This window comes from Pseudoalteromonas sp. SG44-8, assembly GCF_014164125.1.
GTDB classification, from domain to species: domain Bacteria; phylum Pseudomonadota; class Gammaproteobacteria; order Enterobacterales; family Alteromonadaceae; genus Pseudoalteromonas; species Pseudoalteromonas rhizosphaerae.
Window position 1 is genome coordinate 1 of the sequence record NZ_JACJEQ010000020.1, and the last position, 22,412, is coordinate 22,412.

The 22,412-nt window shown below is 41.6% G+C and carries 23 protein-coding genes; 15 read left to right on the plus strand and 8 right to left on the minus strand.

Features of this window, described 5'->3' with window-relative positions:
* Window positions 1-127: 127 nt before the first annotated feature.
* The 9 genes from H5163_RS14785 to H5163_RS14825 all read left to right on the plus strand — a co-directional run bounded on the left by H5163_RS14785 (window position 128) and on the right by H5163_RS14825 (window position 9,625).
* Window positions 128-1,192 (plus strand): hypothetical protein, encoded by a 1,065-nt coding sequence (locus tag H5163_RS14785; protein ID WP_404936314.1) that lies wholly within the window; start codon window positions 128-130, stop codon window positions 1,190-1,192.
* A 2-nt stretch (window positions 1,193-1,194) separates the two neighbouring features.
* The gene (locus H5163_RS14790) at window positions 1,195-1,557 is read left to right on the plus strand and encodes a hypothetical protein (RefSeq protein ID WP_182735442.1); all 363 of its coding nucleotides are present in this window, start codon (window positions 1,195-1,197) and stop codon (window positions 1,555-1,557) included.
* A 57-nt stretch (window positions 1,558-1,614) separates the two neighbouring features.
* Window positions 1,615-2,685, plus strand: coding sequence for a hypothetical protein (locus H5163_RS14795; RefSeq protein WP_404936315.1), 1,071 nt, complete (start codon window positions 1,615-1,617; stop codon window positions 2,683-2,685).
* A 435-nt stretch (window positions 2,686-3,120) separates the two neighbouring features.
* On the plus strand, window positions 3,121-4,674 hold the full coding sequence (gene leuA / locus H5163_RS14800) for a 2-isopropylmalate synthase (RefSeq protein WP_182735444.1): 1,554 nt from the start codon (window positions 3,121-3,123) through the stop codon (window positions 4,672-4,674).
* Window positions 4,671-5,747: a 3-isopropylmalate dehydrogenase gene (leuB, locus tag H5163_RS14805; protein ID WP_182735445.1), complete on the plus strand. Its 1,077-nt coding sequence runs from the start codon at window positions 4,671-4,673 to the stop codon at window positions 5,745-5,747. The genes leuA and leuB overlap by 4 nt, the downstream gene beginning before the upstream one ends.
* A gap of 75 nt (window positions 5,748-5,822) precedes the next feature.
* Window positions 5,823-7,223, plus strand: coding sequence for a 3-isopropylmalate dehydratase large subunit (leuC, locus tag H5163_RS14810; RefSeq protein WP_145242429.1), 1,401 nt, complete (start codon window positions 5,823-5,825; stop codon window positions 7,221-7,223).
* Entirely contained in the window at window positions 7,223-7,822 is a 600-nt protein-coding gene (leuD, locus tag H5163_RS14815) for a 3-isopropylmalate dehydratase small subunit (protein ID WP_182731715.1), read from the plus strand. The genes leuC and leuD overlap by 1 nt, the downstream gene beginning before the upstream one ends.
* A gap of 118 nt (window positions 7,823-7,940) precedes the next feature.
* A complete protein-coding gene (locus tag H5163_RS14820) occupies window positions 7,941-8,906 on the plus strand; it encodes an SRPBCC family protein (protein ID WP_182735446.1) in 966 nt (321 codons plus the stop codon).
* A gap of 125 nt (window positions 8,907-9,031) precedes the next feature.
* A complete protein-coding gene (locus H5163_RS14825) occupies window positions 9,032-9,625 on the plus strand; it encodes a hypothetical protein (RefSeq protein WP_182735447.1) in 594 nt (197 codons plus the stop codon).
* A gap of 3 nt (window positions 9,626-9,628) precedes the next feature.
* Here the strand turns inward: H5163_RS14825 and H5163_RS14830 are convergent, their stop codons facing one another.
* On the minus strand, window positions 9,629-10,000 hold the full coding sequence (locus H5163_RS14830; protein ID WP_145242437.1) for a hypothetical protein: 372 nt from the start codon (window positions 9,998-10,000) through the stop codon (window positions 9,629-9,631).
* A 96-nt stretch (window positions 10,001-10,096) separates the two neighbouring features.
* On the opposite strand from H5163_RS14830, the gene H5163_RS14835 reads away from it, so the two are divergent.
* Window positions 10,097-10,540 carry a TerB family tellurite resistance protein gene (locus H5163_RS14835; protein WP_182735448.1) on the plus strand — a complete coding sequence of 148 codons (444 nt, stop codon included), beginning with the start codon at window positions 10,097-10,099 and terminating at the stop codon, window positions 10,538-10,540.
* Window positions 10,541-10,544: 4 nt separating this feature from the next.
* Here H5163_RS14835 and H5163_RS14840 read toward each other — a convergent pair whose 3' ends face one another.
* Complete coding sequence (locus H5163_RS14840) at window positions 10,545-11,717, minus strand: MFS transporter (protein WP_182731718.1); 1,173 nt, start codon at window positions 11,715-11,717, stop codon at window positions 10,545-10,547.
* A gap of 75 nt (window positions 11,718-11,792) precedes the next feature.
* Between H5163_RS14840 and H5163_RS14845 the strand changes: the two genes are divergently transcribed.
* Complete coding sequence (locus H5163_RS14845) at window positions 11,793-12,599, plus strand: helix-turn-helix domain-containing protein (protein ID WP_182731719.1); 807 nt, start codon at window positions 11,793-11,795, stop codon at window positions 12,597-12,599.
* Window positions 12,600-12,658: 59 nt separating this feature from the next.
* Here H5163_RS14845 and H5163_RS14850 read toward each other — a convergent pair whose 3' ends face one another.
* Window positions 12,659-13,228 (minus strand): NADPH-dependent FMN reductase, encoded by a 570-nt coding sequence (locus tag H5163_RS14850; RefSeq protein ID WP_182731720.1) that lies wholly within the window; start codon window positions 13,226-13,228, stop codon window positions 12,659-12,661.
* A gap of 126 nt (window positions 13,229-13,354) precedes the next feature.
* Between H5163_RS14850 and H5163_RS14855 the strand changes: the two genes are divergently transcribed.
* Window positions 13,355-14,251, plus strand: coding sequence for a LysR family transcriptional regulator (locus tag H5163_RS14855; RefSeq protein WP_145242443.1), 897 nt, complete (start codon window positions 13,355-13,357; stop codon window positions 14,249-14,251).
* 83 nt (window positions 14,252-14,334) lie between these two features.
* Here the strand turns inward: H5163_RS14855 and rsgA are convergent, their stop codons facing one another.
* Both rsgA and norR read right to left on the minus strand, forming a co-directional pair.
* Window positions 14,335-15,384, minus strand: a complete 1,050-nt coding sequence (rsgA, locus tag H5163_RS14860) for a ribosome small subunit-dependent GTPase A (protein ID WP_182735449.1) — start codon at window positions 15,382-15,384, stop codon at window positions 14,335-14,337.
* Between the two features lie 234 nt (window positions 15,385-15,618).
* On the minus strand, window positions 15,619-17,187 hold the full coding sequence (gene norR, locus H5163_RS14865; protein ID WP_182735450.1) for a nitric oxide reductase transcriptional regulator NorR: 1,569 nt from the start codon (window positions 17,185-17,187) through the stop codon (window positions 15,619-15,621).
* A gap of 166 nt (window positions 17,188-17,353) precedes the next feature.
* Between norR and H5163_RS14870 the strand changes: the two genes are divergently transcribed.
* Together H5163_RS14870 and hmpA are read left to right on the plus strand one after the other, a co-directional pair.
* Complete coding sequence (locus H5163_RS14870) at window positions 17,354-18,586, plus strand: NnrS family protein (RefSeq protein ID WP_182735451.1); 1,233 nt, start codon at window positions 17,354-17,356, stop codon at window positions 18,584-18,586.
* Between the two features lie 10 nt (window positions 18,587-18,596).
* The gene (hmpA, locus tag H5163_RS14875) at window positions 18,597-19,778 is read left to right on the plus strand and encodes an NO-inducible flavohemoprotein (RefSeq protein ID WP_182735452.1); all 1,182 of its coding nucleotides are present in this window, start codon (window positions 18,597-18,599) and stop codon (window positions 19,776-19,778) included.
* Window positions 19,779-19,845: 67 nt separating this feature from the next.
* Here the strand turns inward: hmpA and H5163_RS14880 are convergent, their stop codons facing one another.
* The gene (locus tag H5163_RS14880) at window positions 19,846-20,499 is read right to left on the minus strand and encodes an endonuclease (protein ID WP_145242452.1); all 654 of its coding nucleotides are present in this window, start codon (window positions 20,497-20,499) and stop codon (window positions 19,846-19,848) included.
* A 112-nt stretch (window positions 20,500-20,611) separates the two neighbouring features.
* Entirely contained in the window at window positions 20,612-21,328 is a 717-nt protein-coding gene (locus H5163_RS14885) for a hypothetical protein (RefSeq protein WP_182735453.1), read from the minus strand.
* A 167-nt stretch (window positions 21,329-21,495) separates the two neighbouring features.
* Here H5163_RS14885 and H5163_RS14890 point away from each other — a divergent pair, with 167 nt between their 5' ends.
* Complete coding sequence (locus H5163_RS14890; RefSeq protein ID WP_145242456.1) at window positions 21,496-21,876, plus strand: hypothetical protein; 381 nt, start codon at window positions 21,496-21,498, stop codon at window positions 21,874-21,876.
* Here H5163_RS14890 and H5163_RS14895 read toward each other — a convergent pair.
* Window positions 21,873-22,316, minus strand: coding sequence for a PaaI family thioesterase (locus tag H5163_RS14895; RefSeq protein ID WP_149980420.1), 444 nt, complete (start codon window positions 22,314-22,316; stop codon window positions 21,873-21,875). The two genes, H5163_RS14890 and H5163_RS14895, sit on opposite strands and share 4 nt — an antisense overlap.
* Between the last annotated feature and the right edge of the window lie 96 nt (window positions 22,317-22,412).

The window sequence follows — 22,412 nt, forward strand, 5'->3', positions numbered from 1 at the left end:
GTAATAATGGCAGAGATAACAGAAGGGTAAGTGCATTCATTTTGCCTTCATTATAAAAGGTTTTAAATAATGAGTTTGTTTACAGCAATCCAATAAATGGGCTCATTCAGTAAAAGGATAGTTTTTGATGTTTTTTAAAAAATACAGCATGTTTTGCGTGCTCTCTCTTTGTGCCAGCTTGGTACTAGGCGGTTGCTCAGAGCCATCTTCACAAGGCTCTGAGCAGGCAGAGGTTGATGTTGCTAAATACCCATGGGCAAAAGAGCATCAAAACCACCCTGAGTGGCCGATGGAGATACGTGAAGAGGTGTATGGCGATGCAGATACCTTCTCAACCCCGCGGTTAATGTTTTGGAATAAATACAAATACAGTGAGGTACGCACGCTGTGGTCATCTCGTTTAGATGGCTCTGACAGGCGCCGTATTATTCCAGAAGAGGTATTTATGCAATTTAGACCCGTAGGGCTACATAAACCAAGCCGCTCCCCAGATAACCGCTATATAGCTATTTCGGGTTATATCAATGATAGAGCGACACGCCAGCTTTACGACACCAAAGAACAAAAACTAATCACCATGTCAGGCGGGGGGGGGCATCCTTCATTTAACTGGACCTCAGATAGCGATAATGTAATTTTTTATGCAGATGGTAAACATTACAACTACAAAGTATCAACAGCAACACTTACACAGCGCGAAATAATTTACTCTGACGAGTTATTTTTACTCCCAGGCGATAAAGAGTTTTTAGCGATAAAGCACGACGGCTTTTGGATACATAAGTTTAATGGTGAAGTAGTACGCAAAGTTGATTTTGGTTTCCCAAAAGAGTGGGAGATGAAAAACCACCGTATTTCACCGGATGGAAAATATTTGGCGTTCATGACTCAAGGCAGACCAAAAGCGCATTTTCATTGGGTGAATATTGCCAACCCTGAAATAGAGCACTCAGAAATAGGGGAAGGTAATGGCGTTATTTTTTCTCTGGATGAAAATGCCACCCTTAAATTTGGTTATAACCCAATGGGCGAGGTTGATGAGCTTGGTAAGCCTGTTACTTATAGCATTATCACTAGAACCAATATTTTAACAGGTGAGCAACAGGTAACGCGTACTAAAGAAATGAGAATTTGGGGAATGAGGTCAATATACCCTATAGCAATTACCAACCAAAAAGCACAGGGTAACTAGTTATGCATGAAATGAGCAAAGGATCTGCAAGCCCGTTAGTGTATTTACTAACTGGATATGTTGAGAATAATAAACCGGTGGGTAAATTAACGCCGGTAGCAAATCGAATCGTGGTGGCCGAGCAGCCTGAGTCAGCCACTTACGATACAAAAAAGCCTATTGTATTAAAAACAAATAGTGCTGGTATTTTATCGACAATAAACAGTGAGTCGTTAGAGGTACGCCTGCCATTTCATGCCTACACGGCTAATAATAATCAACGGCCTATTATTATTCCGCCAATGGAGTCCATTGGGCTTATTGCCAATAATAGTCCTAGTGGATGGGCGAAAGAGTTTGTTGATAATTTAAAAAGTTTTAAATAATGAGTGTGTTTACAGCAATCCAATAAATAGGCTCATTCAGTAAAAGGATAGTTTTTGATGTTTTTTAAAAAATACAGCATGTTTTGTGTGCTCTCTCTTTGTGCCAGCTTGGTACTAAGCGGTTGCTCAGAGCCACCTTCACAAGGCTCTGAGCAGGCAGAGGTTGATGTTGCTAAATACCCATGGGCTAAAGAGCATAAAAACCACCCTGAGTGGCCGATGGAAATACGCGAAGAGGTGTATGGCGATGCAGATACCTTCTTAACCCCGCGGTTAATGTTTTGGAATAAATACAAATACAGTGAGGTACGCACGCTGTGGTCATCTCGTTTAGATGGCTCTGACAGGCGGCGTATTATTCCAGAAGAGGTATTTCAAAAGCTTGAATCTATTAGTATACATGCACCAGCTCGCTCACCAGATAACCGTTATATCGCTATTTCGGGTTATATCAATGATAGAGCCACGCGCCAGTTATACGACACTAAAGAGAAAAAGCTAATCACCATGTCAGGTGGTGGTGGCTACCCGTGGTTTAATTGGACGTCAGACAGTAAAAATGTAATTTTTTACTCAGATGGCAAAAACTTTAATTACCATGTTCCAACAGGCGAGCTAACCCCACGACCACAAATTCACCACAGTGGCGCTGCTTTTTTACTCCCAGGCGATAAAGAGTTTTTAGCGGTAAAGCACGATGGCTTTTGGATACATAAGTTTGATGGTGAGGTAATACGCAAAGTTAATTTTGGTTTTCCACGTAAGTGGGAGATGGTGGACCACCGTATTTCACCGGATGGAAAATACTTAGCGTTTATGACTCATATCAGACCAAAAGCGCATTTTCATTGGGTGAATATTGCCAATCCGGAAATAGAGCACTCAGAAATAGGGGAAGGTAATAGCGTGATTTTTTCTTTGGATGAAAATGTCACTCTTAAATTTGGTTATAACGATTTTAAAGAGCCAACTAGTCGAGATGAAATACCTGACATATACAGCATTATTACTAAAACGAATATTTTAACAGGCGAACAAAAAATCACACGAGTAAAGGAAATGGGTATTTGGGGTTTGGACAGATTATCACCAGTAGCGATTACCAACCAAAAAGCACAGGGTAACTGATTATGCATAAAATGAGCAAAGGATCTGAATAGAGTGGAGACAACAGTGGGAATTAAAATAGAAAACTTATCTAAGCAGGATCGGCCATAAAGTAAAGTATATTATGGTTGCTTTAGGTTTGGTTTGAATTATATAACCGTAAAGTTGGCTTTATACGAAATTTATTTTCTTTTATTGTGGTTTTTCATTCCATTTAAAGGTGAGATTATGCTTGCATGCGCAGTTTTGAAGTGTTAAAAATAGGGCTCACTGAACACACACATTTAGTAAAGACGATGCAAAACACTCATTTAATTACATTAAAACTGAACCTCTTACTGCAAGCGCACGTGAGCGGGGATTAGTGTATTTGCATTAAGTAAACACAAAAAACCCCGCATATCGCGGGGTTTTTTTTATCTCGCATCCAGGGCAGCAGAGAATTAAGGGTAGATTATGCAAGAACAAGATAAAGTATGGATTTTCGACACCACTTTACGTGATGGTGAGCAAGCGCTTAAAGCGAGCCTGACTGAAGAAGATAAAATCCAGCTGGCGCATACTATTAGCCGCCTAAATGTGGATGTGATGGAAGTAGGTTTTCCGGTTTCGAGCCCTGCCGATTTTCGTTCAGTGCAACGTATAGCGACAGAAGTGAAAGGCCCGATTATTTGTGGTTTAGCACGCGCTGTTGCTAAAGATATTGAAGCCTGTGGCGAAGCACTTCGCACAGCACAACAAAGTCGAATTCATACTTTTATTGCTACCAGCCCTTTGCATTTAGAACACAAGCTACGTATGAGCTTAGATGATGCGACAGCCATGGCGGTTAAATCAATTAAGCTTGCCCGTAATTATACTGATGATGTGGAATTTTCATGCGAAGACGCAGGCCGTACGCCGCATTGGGATTTATGCAAAATTGTTGAGCAGGCGATTAATGCTGGTGCATCAACCATCAACTTACCAGATACAGTTGGTTTTGTTACGCCAGACGAATACGCGGCGATGATCCGCCATTTAATGAATAACGTGCCAAATATTGATAAAGCGCGGTTAAGTGTACATTGTCATAATGATTTAGGTTTGGCTGTTGCCAATTCTGTTGCAGCGGTGCAAGCCGGTGCACGGCAAATCGAATGTACTATTAATGGTATTGGTGAGCGTGCGGGTAACTGTTCACTTGAAGAAGTGGCGATGATCATGAAGATGCGCCAAGACCACTTAAAAGTGTATACCAATATTCGCAGTGAAGAAATCTATCGCGCTTCACGCCAAGTGGCGAAAATTTGTAATATGCCAGTGCAACCTAACAAAGCGATTGTTGGCGAGAATGCTTTTGCCCATAGTTCAGGTATTCATCAAGACGGTGTATTAAAAGCGCAAAATACCTATGAAATTATGTCACCAGAAAGCGTCGGCGTACCAAATAACCAATTAAATATGACCTCACGTTCGGGTCGTCATATTATTGAGCACCGCCTTGAAGAATTAGGCTATCAAAAATCTGATTACGATATGGATAGCCTATATGAAAGCTTCTTAACCCTTGCAGATCAAAAAGGTACAGTGTACGACTATGACCTTGAAGCGATGATTTATTTTAACCAAATCAGTGATAAAGACGACAAATACCAATTAGAGTTTGTTAACTCAACGTCTAACTCGCAATCAGTAGCAAGCTCAACTATTGGTATGACGATTAATGGTGAGTCTAAACAAGAAGCAGCCACTGGTAATGGCCCTGTAGAGGCATCATTCTTAGCGATTGAACGTTTAACGGGTATGACTGTTGAAATGATTGAATTTAATCTAGAGGCGACCGGTGAAGGCGCCAGTTCATTAGGTGAAGTAAATATAATAGCTAAATACGATGGCCGCCCTTATCACGGCGCGGGCATTGCCGCGGATGTGGTTGAGGCGTCAGTACGCGCCATGATCCGCGTTTATAACTTAATTTATCGCGCACAAAAAGTGTCTGATTTAAAACAACAAAGGAAAGCAGGATGAGTCAATCAAATTATAGCGTTGCCGTATTAGCAGGCGACGGTATCGGCCCAGAAGTAATGGCAGCAGCAGAGCAAGTATTGGATGCTGTGAGCAGTAAATTTGGTTTCACTTTAACTCGTCATCATCATGCCATTGGCGGCGCTGCGATTGATCAATTTGGTAAAGCGTTACCCGATCAAACCCTTGCAGCGTGTGAAAGTGCCGATGCAATTTTGTTTGGTTCAGTGGGCGGTCCAAAGTGGGAGCATCTTCCTGCCAATGAGCAACCAGAGCGCGCATCACTTTTGCCACTACGTAAACACTTTGGTTTGTTTTGTAACTTACGCCCAGCGCAACTATTACCAGCACTGAGCGCTGCATCGCCATTACGTGCCGATATAAGCGAAAAAGGCTTTGATATTTTATGCGTGCGCGAGCTAACGGGCGGTATTTACTTTGGCGAAAAAGGCCGCAGTGGCGAAGGGGCTGAAGAAGTGGCGTTTGATACACAAACTTATTCACGCAAAGAAATTGAACGCATTGCACGTTTTGCCTTTGAAGCAGCAAAATTACGTAATAACCATGTAACGTCGGTTGATAAAGCCAACGTATTAGCATCAAGTGTATTATGGCGCGAAGTAGTAACCGAAGTAAGCAAAGACTTCCCAGAAGTAAGCCTTGATTATATTTACGTTGATAACGCGGCAATGCAGTTAGTTAAGCAACCAAGCCAGTTTGATGTGTTACTGTGTGATAACTTATTTGGTGACATATTGTCAGATGAATGCGCGATGATCACCGGATCTATGGGCTTATTGCCATCGGCAAGTTTAAATCAGTCAGGCTTTGGTATGTATGAACCTGCTGGTGGTTCGGCACCTGATATTGCTGGTAAAGGGGTGGCAAACCCAATCGCACAAATTTTAAGTGCCGCGTTAATGCTACGTTATTCACTAGGCCAAGATGAAGCGGCGCGCAGCATTGAAAAAGCAGTAGCCGAAGCGGTCGAAGCAGGCGTAGGTACACCGGATATTTACCCAAATGCAGGTTATACAACGCAAGACGTTGCCGCAGCAATTGTCGCTCGTATATAAAACAGCACGTATTTAAACAATTATTCACTCGCTGCACCGTCACGCGGCGAGTCAAACAAATTAGGGGATCAGCAAGTGGCCCAAACGTTATACGATAAAATCTGGCAAGCACATGTAGTTGCTAGTATTAATGAGCAAACCGATTTACTTTATATTGACCGTCATTTAGTACACGAAGTGACATCGCCGCAAGCTTTTGCTGGCCTGCGAGAGAAAAACCGTAAAGTGCGTTGTCCTGAAAAAACCATCGCAACGATGGATCATAATGTATCGACCAAAAGCCGCTCATTAGATGCCGCCAGTGAAGTATCAAAAAACCAATTGATGGCGCTTGATGCCAACTGCAAAGAGTTTGGTATTGTACTTTACGATTTAAACTCAATTAACCAAGGCATAGTGCATGTAATGGGGCCTGAGCAAGGTATTACTTTACCTGGCACTACCATTGTTTGTGGTGATAGCCATACCTCTACTCACGGTGCATTTGGTGCGCTGGCCCATGGTATTGGTACGTCTGAGGTTGAGCACGTACTCGCGACGCAAACACTACAACAGAAAAAAGCCAAGTCATTAAAAATTCAAATTAATGGTGTACTACGTCCAACGGTTACAGCCAAAGATTTGATCATGGCGGTGATTGGTAAGCTAGGTACCGCTGGTGGTACAGGTTATGTGGCAGAGTTTTGTGGTGAAGGCATTGCAGCACTGTCAATGGAAGCGCGTATGACATTGTGTAACATGAGTATTGAAATGGGCGCTAAAGCGGGTTTAATCGCTTCAGACCAAATCACTTATGATTACTTAAAAGGCCGCCCATTTGCTCCACAAGGCGATGATTTTGAAGCTGCAGTTGCCTACTGGGAAACCTTAAAAACTGACGAAGGTGCGCAGTTTGATTTAGAAGTTGAACTAGAAGCGAGTAGCATTCAGCCGCAAATTACTTGGGGCACTAGCCCTGAGCAAGTTATTGGTGTTGATGAATGCATTCCAGATCCAGATCAAGAGCCTGATTTAATTAAAGCTGATGCGATTCGCAGCGCGCTTAAATATATGGGTTTAACGGCCGGTGATAAGTTATCGTCAGCGAGCGTAGATACGGTATTTATCGGTTCATGTACCAACAGCCGAATTGAAGATTTACGCGCCGCCGCACAGATTGTTGAAGGTAAAAAAGTGGCTGCTGGTGTTGAGGCGTTAATCGTACCAGGCTCTGGCTTGGTGAAAAAACAGGCTGAAGATGAAGGCCTAGCTGATATTTTCAAAGCTGCTGGTTTTGAGTGGCGTGAACCGGGTTGCTCAATGTGCTTAGCCATGAACGATGACCGCTTAGGTGCAGGCAAGCGCTGTGCATCCACCTCAAACCGTAACTTTGAAGGTCGCCAAGGCCGTGGTGGTCGTACACACTTAGTAAGCCCTGCAATGGCCGCTGCGGCAGCTATTCATGGTCGCTTTGTTGATATTAGAGGAGAAGCCTAATGAGCATTTTTTTTAGTGGCTTAATGGCCCCACTTGATAAAAACAACGTCGATACCGACCAAATCATTCCAAAGCAGTTTTTAACCTCAACCAGCCGTGATGGTTTTGATGCGGCGTTGTTTTATGATTGGCGCTATTTAGATAACGACGAGCCAAACCCTGAGTTTATTTTAAATCGGCCATGTTACCAAGGCGCGCAAATATTACTAACTCGCGATAACTTTGGCTGCGGCTCATCACGTGAGCACGCTCCATGGGCGCTTAAGCAATATGGTTTTGAAGTGATTTTAGCGGAAAGCTTTGCCGATATTTTCTTTAATAACTGTGGCAATAACCAGATGTTAGCTATTGCACTACCAGCACAAACATTGGAAGACTTATTTGTACTGAGCGAGCAACACGACGATATTCATATCGACATCGATCTTGAAAACCAAACGCTGACCAGCAATAAGTTTGCCCCAATTAGCTTTGATATTCGCAAAGACGTAAAAGAGCGTTTATTAAGTGGTTTAGATTTTATCGGTGTCACCGAAACCCTCAACCCACAAATCGATGCCTTTGAAGCAAAGCTTAACGCCGAGCGACCTTGGCAGTAAAGGTTTAAAAGTCATTAAACAATGAAACGCGGCTAAGGCCGCGTTTTTTATTGCTGCGGTTAAAAATAGTTGTTAACTTCGGAACATTATTGGCAATTAAACATTGAAAGAACTATTTATGCGAACGCTTTCTCCAAAATATATAGGCATTATTTTAGGTGTGCTTTACGGCATATCTATACGGGTATTTCTAGAGTTTAGTGATGCGTTTAACTTCGGCAGTTTAGTCACTATTTCTTTTATGTTTTTAGTCCCCATTGCGATTGGCTATATTCGTATTTATTTTGAATGCAAACTCAATAAATCAATGTCTTATAAGCAAATGGCAGTTAAGGCTTGGCAGCCTATTTTTATATTTTTACTGGTCAGTGTAGTCACTCTTTTAGAGGGGAGTATCTGTGTCGCCATGGCGCTACCAGCATTTATGTTATTTGCAAGTATAGGAGGAGTCTTAGCTGGATTTGTACATCGTAAATTAGAAAAAGAAAGTAAAAAAGTCGTCATGTCAGTGGCATTAATACCTTTGATTTTATCACCGCTAGAGGTGAATTTTTTAAAGCTATCGCAAACATACGAAGTTAAAAATTCAGTTGTTATCAATGCACCAATAGATGTTGTTTGGCGGCAATTGGCGAATGTAAGTTACATTGCAGACGAAGAGTTCCCAATGTCATTTTCGCAATTAATAGGTATTCCTCGCCCTTTGCAGGCGGATATGGATGCACAAGGTGTAGGTGCAGTGAGAACCAGTAAATGGCAAAAGAACATTGTATTTAAAGAAGTTATAACCGATTGGCAGCCAAATAAACAAGTGCTCTACCAGTTTGATATCGACCCTGATTTGATTCCAGACAACGCACTAGATAAACATGTAAAGCTAGGTGGAGAATATTTTTCTCCTCTTTATGGAGGCTATTATTTAGCAGAAACCGCTAATGGACAAACCGTTTTAACGTTAAAAACCACTGTTGAAGATAATACCAACTTTACTATTTACTCTCGATTATGGGGTGAGGTTATTTTTCAAGACTTTCATAATTCACTATTAAAGTTGATGAAAAGCCGAGCTGAAAAAGCCGTTTAAGCTATTTTATGGTTGGCTTGCCAACTTTTTTAGCTTACTCACCGCTGGACCACCATTCACCGCGATTACTTCCTTTGTATTTATTAACAGGCTAAGCTGCAACTTTATACTTTTAGGAACATGCTATGAAATTATTAACTGCGGCAACTTTATTGCTGGCGTCTACGGCGGCGTTTGCTCGCCCTGCGCCTTTGGTATCTATCCCAACTCATGATGGCTTTTTTGATAATATTGCCGCCTATTGTGGTAAAGCTTTTGAGGGTAAAGTAACGGTTGATAATGCCACTGGTCCTAGCTCGTTTGCGGGTAAAAAATTAGTCATGCATGTTCGTAAATGCACTGATAGAGAGTTACAAGTACCGTTTCATGTAGGTGATGATGCATCACGTACGTGGATCATTACCAAAACCGGTAGTGGTTTGAGTTTAAAACACGATCATCGCCATCAAGATGGGACTGATGATGTATCGACTATGTACGGTGGTCATACGGTTGATGCTGGGTTTGCTAACGTGCAGTCGTTCCCTGCGGATCAGTACTCAAAAGAATTGTTTGTTAGCCAAGGTATTCCACAATCTATCGGTAATACATGGCAGATGTATATTTACCCTGAAAAGTTTACTTATCGTTTAATTCGCCAAGGCCGCGAGTTTCGCGTTGATTTTGATTTAACAAAACCAATTACACCACCGCCAGCGCCTTGGGGTTATAAAGACTAAAGATTAGTCTTTGCTGGGCTTTGTCTCACATTGTAGTAATACCGTTAAAGGTGGCTGATAGGCGCGGGGTTTGGTTGGGAAACGATCATACTCTTGTACACCATCAGTCACTTTTAGCATAAACGGATTACCACGGCATAAACGGTCAGCATGGCGCAATAAAAATACACTTTGATTTTTAAAGTGCTGATAGTCGTCAGATTGAATTTCTAGATGATAGTTATTTGCGTCTAATTTTGTTTGGTAATAATGGACTTTTTCATCAAAGTCATAGAGTTTTTCGGTTTCACCTTTTTCTGCTAATACCGCATTACTGCCTATTAATAGTGCCAGTGCACTGATAATTACTAGCCTATTTGCTGTTTTTCCTTTCATAAACCTTTAACTCCATTATTGTATTGAGCGCACTATTTAATTACAGTGATGCAACGAGTTATGCTGTAAGTCTAACACCCAAAAAGGGAAAATGTGATGTTCAAACAAATAAAACAACTATTTTCAGCTTTTGATGAGCAACCAGCTCAGCTGCAAGAGCATGATTTGAAAACGGCTATAGCGGCATTATTGATTGAAGTAATGCGTGCTGATCGCGAGCAGCAAGACGATGAATTGAAAACGTTATCCCTGACTTTAAAAAAGTATTTTAATTTGAGTGATGAAGACGTTAGTGAGCTAATGCAAAGCGCAGGAAAAAGTTTGGATGACGCGATTGATTACTTTCAGTTTTCTAAACAAATTAATGATCAATGCAGCGCAGAGCAACGCATTGAAATAATTGAATTGCTGTGGCGTTTAGCCTTTGCAGATGGTGAGTTAGATCCGCAAGAAGAGTATGTAATTCGCCGTGTTTCTAACTTGTTGTATGTCGCGCATGAGGATTTTATCGCTGCCAAGTTGGCAGCGACAAAGCTGTAAGATATTAAGCAATACTTTTAATGCGTTGAAGATGCCCAGTAATAAACTGGCTGAACAGTAATGAACATGCTGCTAACGCTGCGCCGAAATAAAAGACTAATACTTGGTCGTATAGCCAAACTAAACCAAAAGCAGCAGGGATGATAACTGCGGCAATATGATTAATGGTAAAACTGACCGAAGCTGTTGCGGCAATATCTTCAGGTCTAGCTATCTTTTGAAAGTAGGTTTTTAAGGCAATAGCCATGGCAAAAAAGAGATGATCAACGACATAGAGGGCTGCTGCGAATAGTGGAGACTCAACTAGTGCGTAGCCAATAAATACCAGTATTAAGCCGCTGTATTCAAGAGTTAAGGTTTTTTGCTCGCCGATGCTACTAATCATCTGCCCTATTTTTGGAGCAATAAAAATATTAATAACATGATTTAGCATATACAAGGCGGTAATTTGGGCAACATCAAAGCCAAATTTTTCGACCATTAGAAAGCCTGCAAACACCATGAATATTTGCCTGCGCGCGCCTGAGAAAAACAAGAGTAGATAGTACAAGCTATACTCTTTGCGCAAGATGATTTTTTTGTGTTGTATTGAATTAATTTTAAAACTTGGGAACGCTAAAACTAATACCGCTGTTAATATAAGCCCACCCCCACCGAGTACAAAATAGAGCGCTTTATAGTCAGTGGCTAAATAAGTAACACTCAGCCAGATGGACCCATAAGCGAAGAGTGAAGCGATTGACTTTATTGAGAGTAACTTACCTAATTTGAGAGGCGCTTCTTGTTTATTAAACCATTGTAGGCTTAAAGATTGGTTGATGGTTTCAAAGTAGTGATAGCCTATCGACATTAATACAGTGGTGGCATACAAGCCATAAACAGTGGGGAAAAACCCTGTAAGCGCGATTCCAATCGATAATAGGCACAGGCTGATCAGCGCAACTGTTTGTTCTTTTAATACGAGTAAAATAAATACGGCTGTAAAAGCTAAAAACCCCGGTATTTCACGTAAAGATTGCAACATGCCCATGTTGGCGCCAGTAAAATTAGCCGCCTCTATTGCAAAGTTATTAAGTAGCGCCATCCAACCAGAAAAGGTGATCGCCATTATAGCAGTGGCTAATGCTAAAAAATTGAACGGCGACTGCCAGGTTTTGGCTCCAGTTTGTTCTTTCATTTTTTTCCTAAGTACATTTGTTGATATTGCAGCCCCTAGTGTAAGATGTTTTTAAAATGGCCAAAATAGCATAGTATGACACAAAGTTTATCTGATCAGACAAATTGCTGGGTGAGTATCAAATCACGCTTTAAGCGCACTAAGCTCGATAGGCCTATTCACCCAAGGGCAGGGCCAATGCCGCCTTGGCAGCATGTGCAAACTCATCAGCATACATGGGGGCAGTTAGCTTATGCCAGCAGAGGGGTCTTGACGGTGGCTACTTCACAAGGGCGCTTTGTTGTTCCGCCAAATCAAGCAGTGTGGTTACCACCGCATTTGCCTCACGAGACCTTCTGCCGTTACGGCGGTCAATTTAGCAGTGTCTATATTGATACGTCTTACGTTGCACGTTTGGGCTTGAACGCGAAGGTACTGCATATTGATGACTTATTAAAAGCAATGGTTTTAATGATTTGTAGTTGGCCAGAAGACTATAATCTAGACGCACGAACTATGCGGTTTATTGATGTATTTATTGATTGTTTAGAGTGCGCGCCAACAAGTCAATTTTTTATACCAACAGCGCAAGATAACCGTTTGACGCCAATTTTAAGTGAACTACATGCACATCCTGGATGCCATAAAACGCTTGAGCAATGGGGGCTTGAAGTTGGTGCATCGAGTCGAACATTAAATCGCTTATTTAATAAAAGTTTTTCTATGAATTTTAGCCAGTGGAAGCAAAAGCTTAGAGCATTACGCGCGGTCGAAATGTTGGAGAGTGGTCACTCTCAACAATATATTGCACAGCAGCTTGGGTTTGAATCAAGCTCGGCATTTAATACTGCTTTTAAAAAAACATTAGCAACAACGCCGGGCCAGTATCTTAAAAATAGATAATGTGCCAACTGTTTAACGTTAGCGCTGGCTTTTATTAAATATTCATCTCGAAATAGAGGTTATTTATTAAGTTTGCTGGCTAAGCTGACAAGCTGCTGAGCAAGGCCTGCAATTCGTTCTGCTGTCACAGGGTCACTAATGCGGCCATTTTCATCAAGCAAAGTGTGAATTGCAGGTACGGCAAGTTGATCTGCCAATACCAAGCTGCCGATACCCGATAAAATATCGCGAACGTGATTTAGACCACGCAAGCCACCTAAGCCTCCCGGTGATGAGGCGTATAAAGCCGTTACCTTGTTACGAAATGCTGGAACTGCGCCTTGCTCAGTACGTGATGCCCAATCAATGGCATTTTTTAGTACCGCGGTAATTGAACCGTTATATTCAGGGCTGGCAAGTAAGATGCCATCTGCAGCGCGTAGTTTGTCTTTTAATAACTGAGCGCCTACTGGTGTGCCTTGCGCTTCAACGTCTTCGTCAAACATGGGTAAGTTTAGATCTGCCAGTTTAATTACTTCAACTTCTGCACCGCTTTCTAATGCAAAGCGGGCTGCTTCATTGATCAATTTTTGGTTAAAGCTGTCTTTACGTAAGCTGCCTGCTAAGGCAATAATTTTTGGTGCTGTCATGGTGGTCGCCTTCAATAACGTAGTTGGGTTTGCCTGTTAACTACTTTAGCAAATATTTACTTGCAGAAAAGCCAAATAAACGCAAAACTTATGTGCATATACGCACAGCTAAGGTTAAGGGCAGGTATGGCGATTCAATTTGATGACTGGCAAGATGTAAAAGTAGCCTATGAAGTTGCGCGGTTAGGAACGTTAACAGCGGCGGCTGAAAAGCTCAACGTTCATCACAGTACGGTACTTAGGCGCATTAATAACCTAGAGCAAAGTTTAAATGCACGTTTATTTCATCGTCATGCCCGGGGTTATAAAGTAACTGAGATTGGCGCTAAACTCTTTACAGCAGCGCAGTCTATTAATAGTGAACTTGAACGCTTACACAATGATATTATTGCCGCAGATAGTACTTTGCGTGGTAGTTTATTGCTTACAACGGTCAGTGGTTTTATTGATGTACTGAGTGATGTGTGTGAACAATTTCAAAGTTTACATCCGCAAGTGCAGCTGGAAGTGATACTTGATCAAAACCGGTTACGTCTTGATCACGGCCAAGCACATATAGCGGTACGCGCAGGTCCTCGTCCTGATGAAGGTGATTATATCGCCCAGCATTTGGCGCATTTGTCGTCAGGATTTTATGCATCAAAGCGTTATATTGATAAGCATGGCGTGCCAAAAAGTATTAAGCAATTGCCGTTGCATAATTTTGTTTCGGGGGTGGCCGGCTATAATGGCAAAGTGCCTTATTTTGTTTGGGTTGATGAAAATATACCAACTTCACAAGTGAAATTACGCGTGTCTGAAACCTCAGAGGCAACCCGTGCGATTGTTAAAGGCTTGGGAATTGGCGGGATGCAGCATGACGTGGCGGCGCAGTATGCTGATTTAGTACCAATACTAGCGGATGAACTTAGTTGGCCAACGGATTTATGGCTAGTAACCCATCACTTAGTGCACCGAACAGCTAAGGTACAGGCGTTCAGTCAGCTTTTAAAAGCGTATTTTAAGGAGCATAAGCTCGCGTAATTTAGCTGGTTAATCTTTCTATCAGCAAAAACGTGGCTAAACAGTATTTAGCCACGTTTTGTTTAACGACTGAGAAAAATTAATTAACGTCCTTTTAAATTACGCATGTCTGCTTGTACGTTACGATAAAACCGACCTAAGCTTCTATCTTGGCTACGTAATTGCGCAAGGCTCTTAGTATTGCGTTGCTGCTCTTTTAACAGTTTTTGATAATTAGTGATACGCCGCTGCGTTAATAAGCCTTTTTGTAACGCAGCTAGCACCTGACAACCGGGTTCTAGCTGATGACTACAATCGGCAAATCGACACTGCTGCGCCAGTTCACTTATATCGTTAAAAGTAAGCTCTACACCTTGTTGACAGTCACTTAGTTGCAGCTCTCGTATGCCGGGAGTATCGAGTAACAGCGCTCCTACGTTAAGAACATGCAATGCTCGATGAGTCGTGGTGTGGCGACCTTTGCTGTCGTCCTCACGAATTGCACCAGTGTCACTTAGCTGCTGTTCACATAAGCTATTAACTAAGCTGGATTTACCTACACCCGAAGACCCAACAAAAGCTAATGTTTGACCTTTGCCGCACCATGGCATTAATTGCTCAACACTGCCACGCTCTAATGCATTAACAGACAGCACGGTTAAGTGATTATCAAGCGCTGTTAGTTGTGCTATATGTTGCTCTGGCTCTGCACATTGATCGCGTTTGGTCAGTACAACAACGGGTAAACACTCACTTTGATATGCTAACGCTAAGTAGCGCTCAAAGCGGCTTAGATTGAAATCTTGATTATGCGAGCTGACAATAAACAAAGTATCAATATTAGCGCCAATAAGCTGTTCACTTAATTTACTTCCCGCACTTTTGCGACTGAGCAATGTTAAGCGTTCAAGCAATCGGGTAAACAGCCAGTGTTCGTTGTGTTGCGTAAGTAATATCCAGTCACCCACAGTTAAGGGGGGATGATCTGAATTTACCAATACCTTGTGGCAACCCTGCTCACTCTGTACAACAAAGTGGTCGCGATGGTAGGTAATGATCCGTGCAATCAGTGTGTGCTCTAAATCATTGAGCGTAAGTTGTTGTTGGAAAAATGCGCGCCAACCCAGTTGGCTTAAACTTAAATTAGTATTCATATAACCCCATTACTGCAAAGAGTAAAAATAACAAAGGGGTTTGCTGTTAAATTTTAGCTATCAACAGCGCCCCGGCTAATGGCCGGGCAAAACTTAATATTAAAAAATAAAATTAAGCACTTACTTGCCCAGCAAGGGGGTTTAATACAATCATCAAATATCTCCTGTTTAGATGTTTATTGTGGTTTTACACCAGTTGGCACTATAGCCAAGTTTGGGTGTATAAAATACACATTAAATAGATTTTTTTACTGTAATACCGAGACGTTTGGCTAATCGCACTAAGTTAGCGCGATCAACTTTTAATGTTCGTGCTGCACTGGCCCAGTTGTAATTATGTTGTTCTAGCTGTTGGCTGATTAAATGCTGAGTAAATGTATCCGTTGCTTGTTTGAGCGAGAAATTTTGTTTATTTATGTTATTGTTATCGGCAGTTGTTAATGCGACAGGCGCTGGGTTATTTGTACTTAGGTTAAGTTCACAATGAGCAGGTTCAATAGTAATTATTGCTTGCTGCCACTGGCTTTGTTTGGCTTTTAATGCTGCACGGCTGATCACATGCTCAAGTTCTCGCACATTTCCCGGCCAGTCATATTGAGTGAGTAGTAGTTGCGTTTCGACGCTGAGTTTGAGTTGTTTGATAGCTAGCTTACGGGCTGTTCTTTCAACAAAGTAACCTGCAAGTAGAATTACATCGTTTTCGCGTTGTTTAAGTGGCGCAACGTTGAGCGGGTAAACACTTAACCGATGATATAAATCGGCTCGAAAACGCCCTTGAGCGACTTCGTTTTTTAAATGCCTGTTTGTAGCCGCAATAACCCTTACATCGACGTATTTTACTTCATCTTCGCCAACCGTTTGGATTTCACCACTTTGTAAGACGCGCAATAGTTTACTTTGCATGACAAGTGGTAGTTCACCAATTTCATCTAAAAATAAGGTGCCACCATCAGCCAGCTGAAACTTGCCTTGACGTGCATTATGGGCGCCGGTAAATGCGCCTTTGGCGTGGCCAAAAAATTCACTTTCGGCGAGGTTCTCTGGTAATGATGCACAATTCAAGTGAATTAACGGCATTTCGCTACGCTTTGAATGAAGATGGATATTGCGTGCTACTAGCTCTTTACCTACCCCGGTATCACCTTGGATCAAGACACTAAACTCAGAAGCCGCCACTAGTTTTATATCGCTTCGAAGGGCTTGCATGGCCGTGCTTTGGCCGATGATCTCTGCACCATCGCGGGTAAGCGCTTCGCGGTTTAGCTCTTGCACTAAAGCGCTACTATGTTGCGCGTGGTTTTGATATTGCTGCAGTTTTAATACAGTTTGCAAATGCGCGGTGCAAAGCGTACCTAGTTGAGTAAATAGCTCAAGGTCAAAACTGTCGAATGCATTTGCATCGAGACTGTCGAGGGTGATCACACCGAGTAAGTTATCTTCGCTATCAAGTAGGGGGATGCCTAAGCAAGCATGAACAGGGATATCGCCAGTTTTGCTCGATAGTAAACCGTCGTACGGATCAGGAATTGGGCAATCATGGGCAAACTGTAATGGTTGCTTAGCGTTGCAAATGGCATGTAAACGTGGATGCTCGTTTATTACAAAGCGTCGTCCTAGGGTGTCAGGCGTCAGTCCATGAATAGCTTGTGGTTTTAACACATCGCCTTGTAAGGTAAGCAGTGCAATAGCGTCACTGGGTATTACTTGCTTGATACACTGAATTAACTGCTGAAAAGGCTGCTTTTGGTCGCTCACTTTAGCAAGCACAAGGGCGACATTAAGTAAGCTTTGTTTATCTGCCATGTCAAAATGACTCAAATGTGTTTTTATCTTATTTAAAGGTGAGTCATAAAGACTTTTTTGTCAATAGTAAAATAGTTAATATGTTGAATAATAAGCAGTTTAAATCTTGGCTCGGCTTGTGCAGTAGCGTGTTATAAATACCTAGATAGATAAGTCTAATACGCTGATGCGAGCAATCAATTTAACCGAACCAATGCCCAAAAAAGTGCGTTTTTATCAAGTCAGTCAATGGCCGTTATGGATGTTAGCATTTCGGCCCTACTTTTTAGGAGCTGGCTTGTTGGCCGTTTTGTCGATTAGTTATTGGTTACTCATTTTAACAGGCCATGCCAGATGGCAATTGACTATGCCAGCAACACTTTGGCATGCCCATGAAATGATGTTTGGCTTTGCAGGCGCTGTAGCTGTGGGGTTTTTATTAACCGCAGCACAAACTTGGACCGGGGTTGCGAGTATTAATGGTCGTAAATTGATGTTGCTAACCCTAGTGTGGCTAGCAGCTCGTGTTGCGTTTTTTATTACCAGTGCAGGTATTGAAAACTTTAGTTTATATGCGGTGTTATTGTTCCAATTGCTTTGGTGGTTAGGTGCAGTTATGGCGCTGGCTAATATGCTCCTTAAAGCTGGCAATAAAAATAACTACCAATTTTTACCGATGCTAAGCGCATTGTGTGTGCTCAATATTATTTATTTATGCTTAGCAATACAACAAAACATGCTACTTGCATTGGCAGTCGCCGATACCGCAGTACTAGTAATTACCTTACTTGTCGGTGTGGTGGCTGGGCGGGTATTACCTTTTTTTACTGCTCGTGGTCTTGGTTTAGCGGAGCAAGTGCGTACTCCTCATTTAGATAAAGTGCTGCTTTACAGCTCATTGTTTGCTGTCGCGCTTTATTTTATCAGCCAATTATTTATAGCAAGCGTTAATCCTGGTTGGGCATTGGCTGTTGTTGCTGTAGTGCATTTAAGTCGCTCATTGTTGTGGTGGAATAATCAAATGCTCAAAGTACCACTGTTATGGTCGTTGCACTTCTCCTATCTAGCTCTTGGGCTTGGTTTAGTATTGCTTGCGCTGAGTTTTTACAGCTCGGTTATTTTGTTTAAAGACGCGCTGCATATGATCACTATAGGTACGATTGGCATGATGATCTTAGCGATGATGACGCGGGTATCTCATGGTCATACTGGCCGCCCTTTAACTATTCCTCACTTTATGGCTGTGGCGTTTGCTTTAGTGTTTATTGCAGCAATTATTCGTTCGTTATTACCTGTTGTTATTGGGCCACACATCGCATGGCAGCTGAGTGCTGTACTGTGGATCGTGGCATTTTTATTGTTCTTATTCCACTGTATTCCTATTTTAACGCGGCGTCGTGTTGATGGGCGTCGTGGTTAAAGGAAGTTGTATGTTATCTGATAAAACCATTGAAATAGTAAAAAGCACAGCGCCTTTATTGGCGCAGGCGGGCACCGTTGTCACGGAGCATTTTTATAACCGGCTGTTTAGTCATAACCCTGAGCTGCAGGATATTTTTAATATGGCCAATCAACGTAGTGGCCGTCAGCAATTTGCATTATTTAATGCCTTGGCTGCGTATGCTCAAAATATTGATAATTTAGCCGTATTAAAAGAGGCGCTGGCACGCATTAATCATAAGCATACCAGCATGCATATTTTACCTGAGCATTATCCAATTGTTGGCGGACACCTGATTGGCACTTTAAAAGAATTGATCCCTGAGCAATTTACAGCTGAAGTTGAATATGCATGGCGTGAGGCTTACGCACTACTTGCTGATATTTGTATTACCGAAGAAGCGGCACTATACGAGCACAGTAAAAATAACCACGGTGGCTGGTCGGGTACTAGAGCATTTGTTATTGCTAAAAAACAGCCTGAATCAGAGTTAGTAACCAGTTTTACTTTAGTGCCAGTCGATGGTAAAGCGGTAATGACTCATAAACCAGGGCAGTATTTAGGTATCAAAGTAAAACCAGCTTATGCACAGTATAGTGAGATACGCCAATACTCTATTTCTCAGCAAAGTAATGGTGAAAATTACCGTATTAGCGTGAAAAAAGAGTTATTGCCAGCAGCGGGGATTGTATCTAATTATTTGCACTCACTTGATGAGGGCAGCGTTGTGGAGCTTTATCCACCGGCTGGAGACTTCTTTTTACGCGCAAATAAAAAACCTGTGGTATTAATTTCTGCGGGCGTTGGCCAAACACCGATGCTGGCAATGCTACAAACATTATTATGTGATACATCGAATCAAGCGGTCACCTATTTACACGCCTGTGAAAATATCCTGCAGCATTCATTTAGTCAGTTTTTGGCAGAGCAAGCCGCGGCGCATACTCGATTAAATTACTACACTTGGTTTAATCAAGGTGGCGAGGGAGCTGAGTTTACTGGATTGATGAATGTCAGCGCTGTTGCTGAGCAGCTACCGCTTGAAGAAGGTGATTTCTACATCTGTGGCCCAACGGGGTTTATGGCTGCAATTAAACAGCAATTACTCGTATTAGAAGTTGCTGCTGAGCGTATTCACTACGAGGTGTTTGGCCCACATCAAGATATTTAATGACGAAACTAAATGTAGGTTTTAAGTGAAAAGGCGCGAAATGCGCCTTTTTTATGGTTTTGGCTATTTAAAGTACAGCATTGCTATTTTTCGCTGCCAAAGCTTGGTTTTGCCATGCGGTAAATAATTTTTGTTGCTTGTCGGAAATTTTTAAACCATAGGTTTTTTGCATATAAAAATAAGCATCGGCAATGCGTTTTCGTGCATAAAAGGGCGGCTCTACCACACGCTGTTTAAAATCTACCTTTACTTGGCAGCGACCATATTGGCTTGCATTACCTGCAATCATGCCAAAGCTATAATTAGAGCGGTCTGCGTTTATTTCACCAATTGCCGGAGCGAGATTATTTATATCAGCTTCCATTTTCCGAAATTGCGCACTGACTTTAATGCAATTTTTTCGGCCGCCATCTTGCCAGCATTGTAGCTGGTGACCAAATTCCCATGCAGACACAATATGTTCCCACTCAATCCGAGTTGCGCGCGCATTTGGTTTGCCTGAACGAGTAACCGCATTGCGAGGCACATAACCACATGCATTTGGGTCGGGCACCAGTTTTTTACCTTGGCGTTTAATATTACAGCCACAATAGAGGCTGGTGGCGTTATCAGGAAGGGTTTTGATGAGGTGTTTTTTTGCGCTGTAAAAACTGGTGAATTGTTCTGCATAAAGGTTAAAACTCACACAACACAATACCAGCGCAATAATTAAATGCGGCATATCCAATCACTTTAGTGAACTACAGGAAGCGCTAGTTTAGAGCGATTATTCAAAAAGTAAATCGCTTAACTGTGTGATGTAGTGGGAATTTTAACTCATCTACAAGGTAAGGTTAGCTACTTGGGCGACGGGAAGTACGTTTTCTAAAACGGATATTTTGTAGTAATAAAATAAAGCCAGTTAAACAAAACAATATGCTACTGGCTGCAAAACTAATTAATAATGGGTTATTAAAATCTTCACGTTGATCATAGTCCATTATGTGTAACATCCAGAAAAAATCGAAAACTCGCCAAATTGTGCTGCGAACAGTAATAACTTGGCCACTATCAGCGGATAAATATAGTGTGGTGTTAAACGTATCGTCAAAATTTACTTGCCAAATATTTTCTTTAAAGCCAACTTCGCGAGTACCTTTAGCTAGTTTGATCGCGTCTGTTACTTGCGCATTAATTAATAGATGAGCTTGGGCATTGGCAATAATTTGCGCTTTACTCGGTGCTACCAAAGGACTGCCAGTAACTCCGTTAAAGCTGTACTCACCGTTACTGTTGCTCACAATAATGGTAGGGATTGTTAAAAAGTGACTATAACTAATTTGTCTTGGTTGAATAATTTGTGAAACGATATTATCAACTGAGGCTAGATAATCAGCTTGTTTGAATGGGTTATTTAATTGCCGCGCAGCTAAATGTTTACCGTGAACTTTTTCAAGCGGTATAGCACTCATAATTAAACCACCGAGTAACCATGCAAAAATTTGTAGCGCTAATAAGTAACCTAACCATTTGTGAAACTTACGCGCATGTTTAAAAATGCGTTTATCCATAGTGACTACCTGTTTGTTATTAGTGCGGTATTCTATAAATTATATTGAGTTTGCCAATGTGGCAAATTGTCGCATCAACAAAATAAAACTAGCTACTCTAGATTTGGTATATACGCAAAATTAGGTTAAAGTTTGCGTTGTTATTAACGCAGGGTAAAAATGAAACAATGTCGGAAATTCAATTTTTAAATGTAGATCTAGAGCTTGAATCAAAGCAAGATATTAGTTTGTTAGTTGCAGACTTAAAAAAAAGTGCTGTGGTTTTGCATTACGATAAAGATGAGTACCGTCAACTAGCACGTATTGAGTCTAATGAAGACGTTATCTCACCAGATAAAGCGATTAACCACTTATGTGAGTTAATTGAATCTTGCTCACGCAATGCATTAAAGCAGTGGTTATCATGCTCAAAGCGCACCTTTGATATTGGCTTTGAATCAGGCACTTCGCCAAAATGCTTTAATCAAGCGCTCAGTGCCGATACTTTATTGCGTATTTCTGCTATTGGCGCAGGTATTGAAATTACAATTTATCCACTTTCAAGTTAGCCTTTTCGCTCTACAATTGCTGCGGTCATTCTTGATACGCAGCACAGTTCTCCACGACTATTGGTGATTTTTATTTCCCATACGGATGTACGCTTGCCTAAGTGTAGTGGTGTTGCTATCGCGGTTAATATACCATTACGTGATGCTTTTAGATGATTGGCATTGATCTCCTGGCCAACACAATAAAACTTTGTAAAATCAACAGCAAAGTTTGCAGCATAACTCGCCACCGTTTCTGCAAGTACAACATTTGCGCCGCCATGCACCATACCCATAGGGTTATGATGAGCTGGGATCGCGGGCATCGTTGCTACTAAATAATCATCGCCTATTTCACTTATTTCAATGCCCATGGTTTTCATCAATGTGCCTTGACCACTTATGCCGTCATCAAGTTGCTTACATTGTGCTAGGGTGATCGGTTGATACCAAATACTCATCTGTCTACCTCACTAAGTTATTTACTAAATCAGTCTACACTTTTAAACATTTTCCTACAGTTAAGATCATAAAAATAGATAAAATGTACCTATATT

Bases quoted from the DNA above. Each gene is read 5' to 3' on its own strand.
- H5163_RS14785 (WP_404936314.1), top strand. From the start codon at position 128: ATGTTTTTTAAAAAATACAGCATGTTTTGCGTGCTCTCTCTTTGTGCC.
- H5163_RS14790 (WP_182735442.1), top strand. From the start codon at position 1,195: ATGCATGAAATGAGCAAAGGATCTGCAAGCCCGTTAGTGTATTTACTA.
- H5163_RS14795 (WP_404936315.1), top strand. From the start codon at position 1,615: ATGTTTTTTAAAAAATACAGCATGTTTTGTGTGCTCTCTCTTTGTGCC.
- leuA (WP_182735444.1), top strand. From the start codon at position 3,121: ATGCAAGAACAAGATAAAGTATGGATTTTCGACACCACTTTACGTGAT.
- leuB (WP_182735445.1), top strand. From the start codon at position 4,671: ATGAGTCAATCAAATTATAGCGTTGCCGTATTAGCAGGCGACGGTATC.
- leuD (WP_182731715.1), top strand. From the start codon at position 7,223: ATGAGCATTTTTTTTAGTGGCTTAATGGCCCCACTTGATAAAAACAAC.
- H5163_RS14820 (WP_182735446.1), top strand. From the start codon at position 7,941: ATGCGAACGCTTTCTCCAAAATATATAGGCATTATTTTAGGTGTGCTT.
- H5163_RS14825 (WP_182735447.1), top strand. From the start codon at position 9,032: ATGAAATTATTAACTGCGGCAACTTTATTGCTGGCGTCTACGGCGGCG.
- H5163_RS14830 (WP_145242437.1), bottom strand. From the start codon at position 10,000: ATGAAAGGAAAAACAGCAAATAGGCTAGTAATTATCAGTGCACTGGCA.
- H5163_RS14835 (WP_182735448.1), top strand. From the start codon at position 10,097: ATGTTCAAACAAATAAAACAACTATTTTCAGCTTTTGATGAGCAACCA.
- H5163_RS14840 (WP_182731718.1), bottom strand. From the start codon at position 11,717: ATGAAAGAACAAACTGGAGCCAAAACCTGGCAGTCGCCGTTCAATTTT.
- H5163_RS14845 (WP_182731719.1), top strand. From the start codon at position 11,793: ATGACACAAAGTTTATCTGATCAGACAAATTGCTGGGTGAGTATCAAA.
- H5163_RS14850 (WP_182731720.1), bottom strand. From the start codon at position 13,228: ATGACAGCACCAAAAATTATTGCCTTAGCAGGCAGCTTACGTAAAGAC.
- H5163_RS14855 (WP_145242443.1), top strand. From the start codon at position 13,355: ATGGCGATTCAATTTGATGACTGGCAAGATGTAAAAGTAGCCTATGAA.
- rsgA (WP_182735449.1), bottom strand. From the start codon at position 15,384: ATGAATACTAATTTAAGTTTAAGCCAACTGGGTTGGCGCGCATTTTTC.
- norR (WP_182735450.1), bottom strand. From the start codon at position 17,187: ATGGCAGATAAACAAAGCTTACTTAATGTCGCCCTTGTGCTTGCTAAA.
- H5163_RS14870 (WP_182735451.1), top strand. From the start codon at position 17,354: ATGCGAGCAATCAATTTAACCGAACCAATGCCCAAAAAAGTGCGTTTT.
- hmpA (WP_182735452.1), top strand. From the start codon at position 18,597: ATGTTATCTGATAAAACCATTGAAATAGTAAAAAGCACAGCGCCTTTA.
- H5163_RS14880 (WP_145242452.1), bottom strand. From the start codon at position 20,499: ATGCCGCATTTAATTATTGCGCTGGTATTGTGTTGTGTGAGTTTTAAC.
- H5163_RS14885 (WP_182735453.1), bottom strand. From the start codon at position 21,328: ATGGATAAACGCATTTTTAAACATGCGCGTAAGTTTCACAAATGGTTA.
- H5163_RS14890 (WP_145242456.1), top strand. From the start codon at position 21,496: ATGTCGGAAATTCAATTTTTAAATGTAGATCTAGAGCTTGAATCAAAG.
- H5163_RS14895 (WP_149980420.1), bottom strand. From the start codon at position 22,316: ATGAGTATTTGGTATCAACCGATCACCCTAGCACAATGTAAGCAACTT.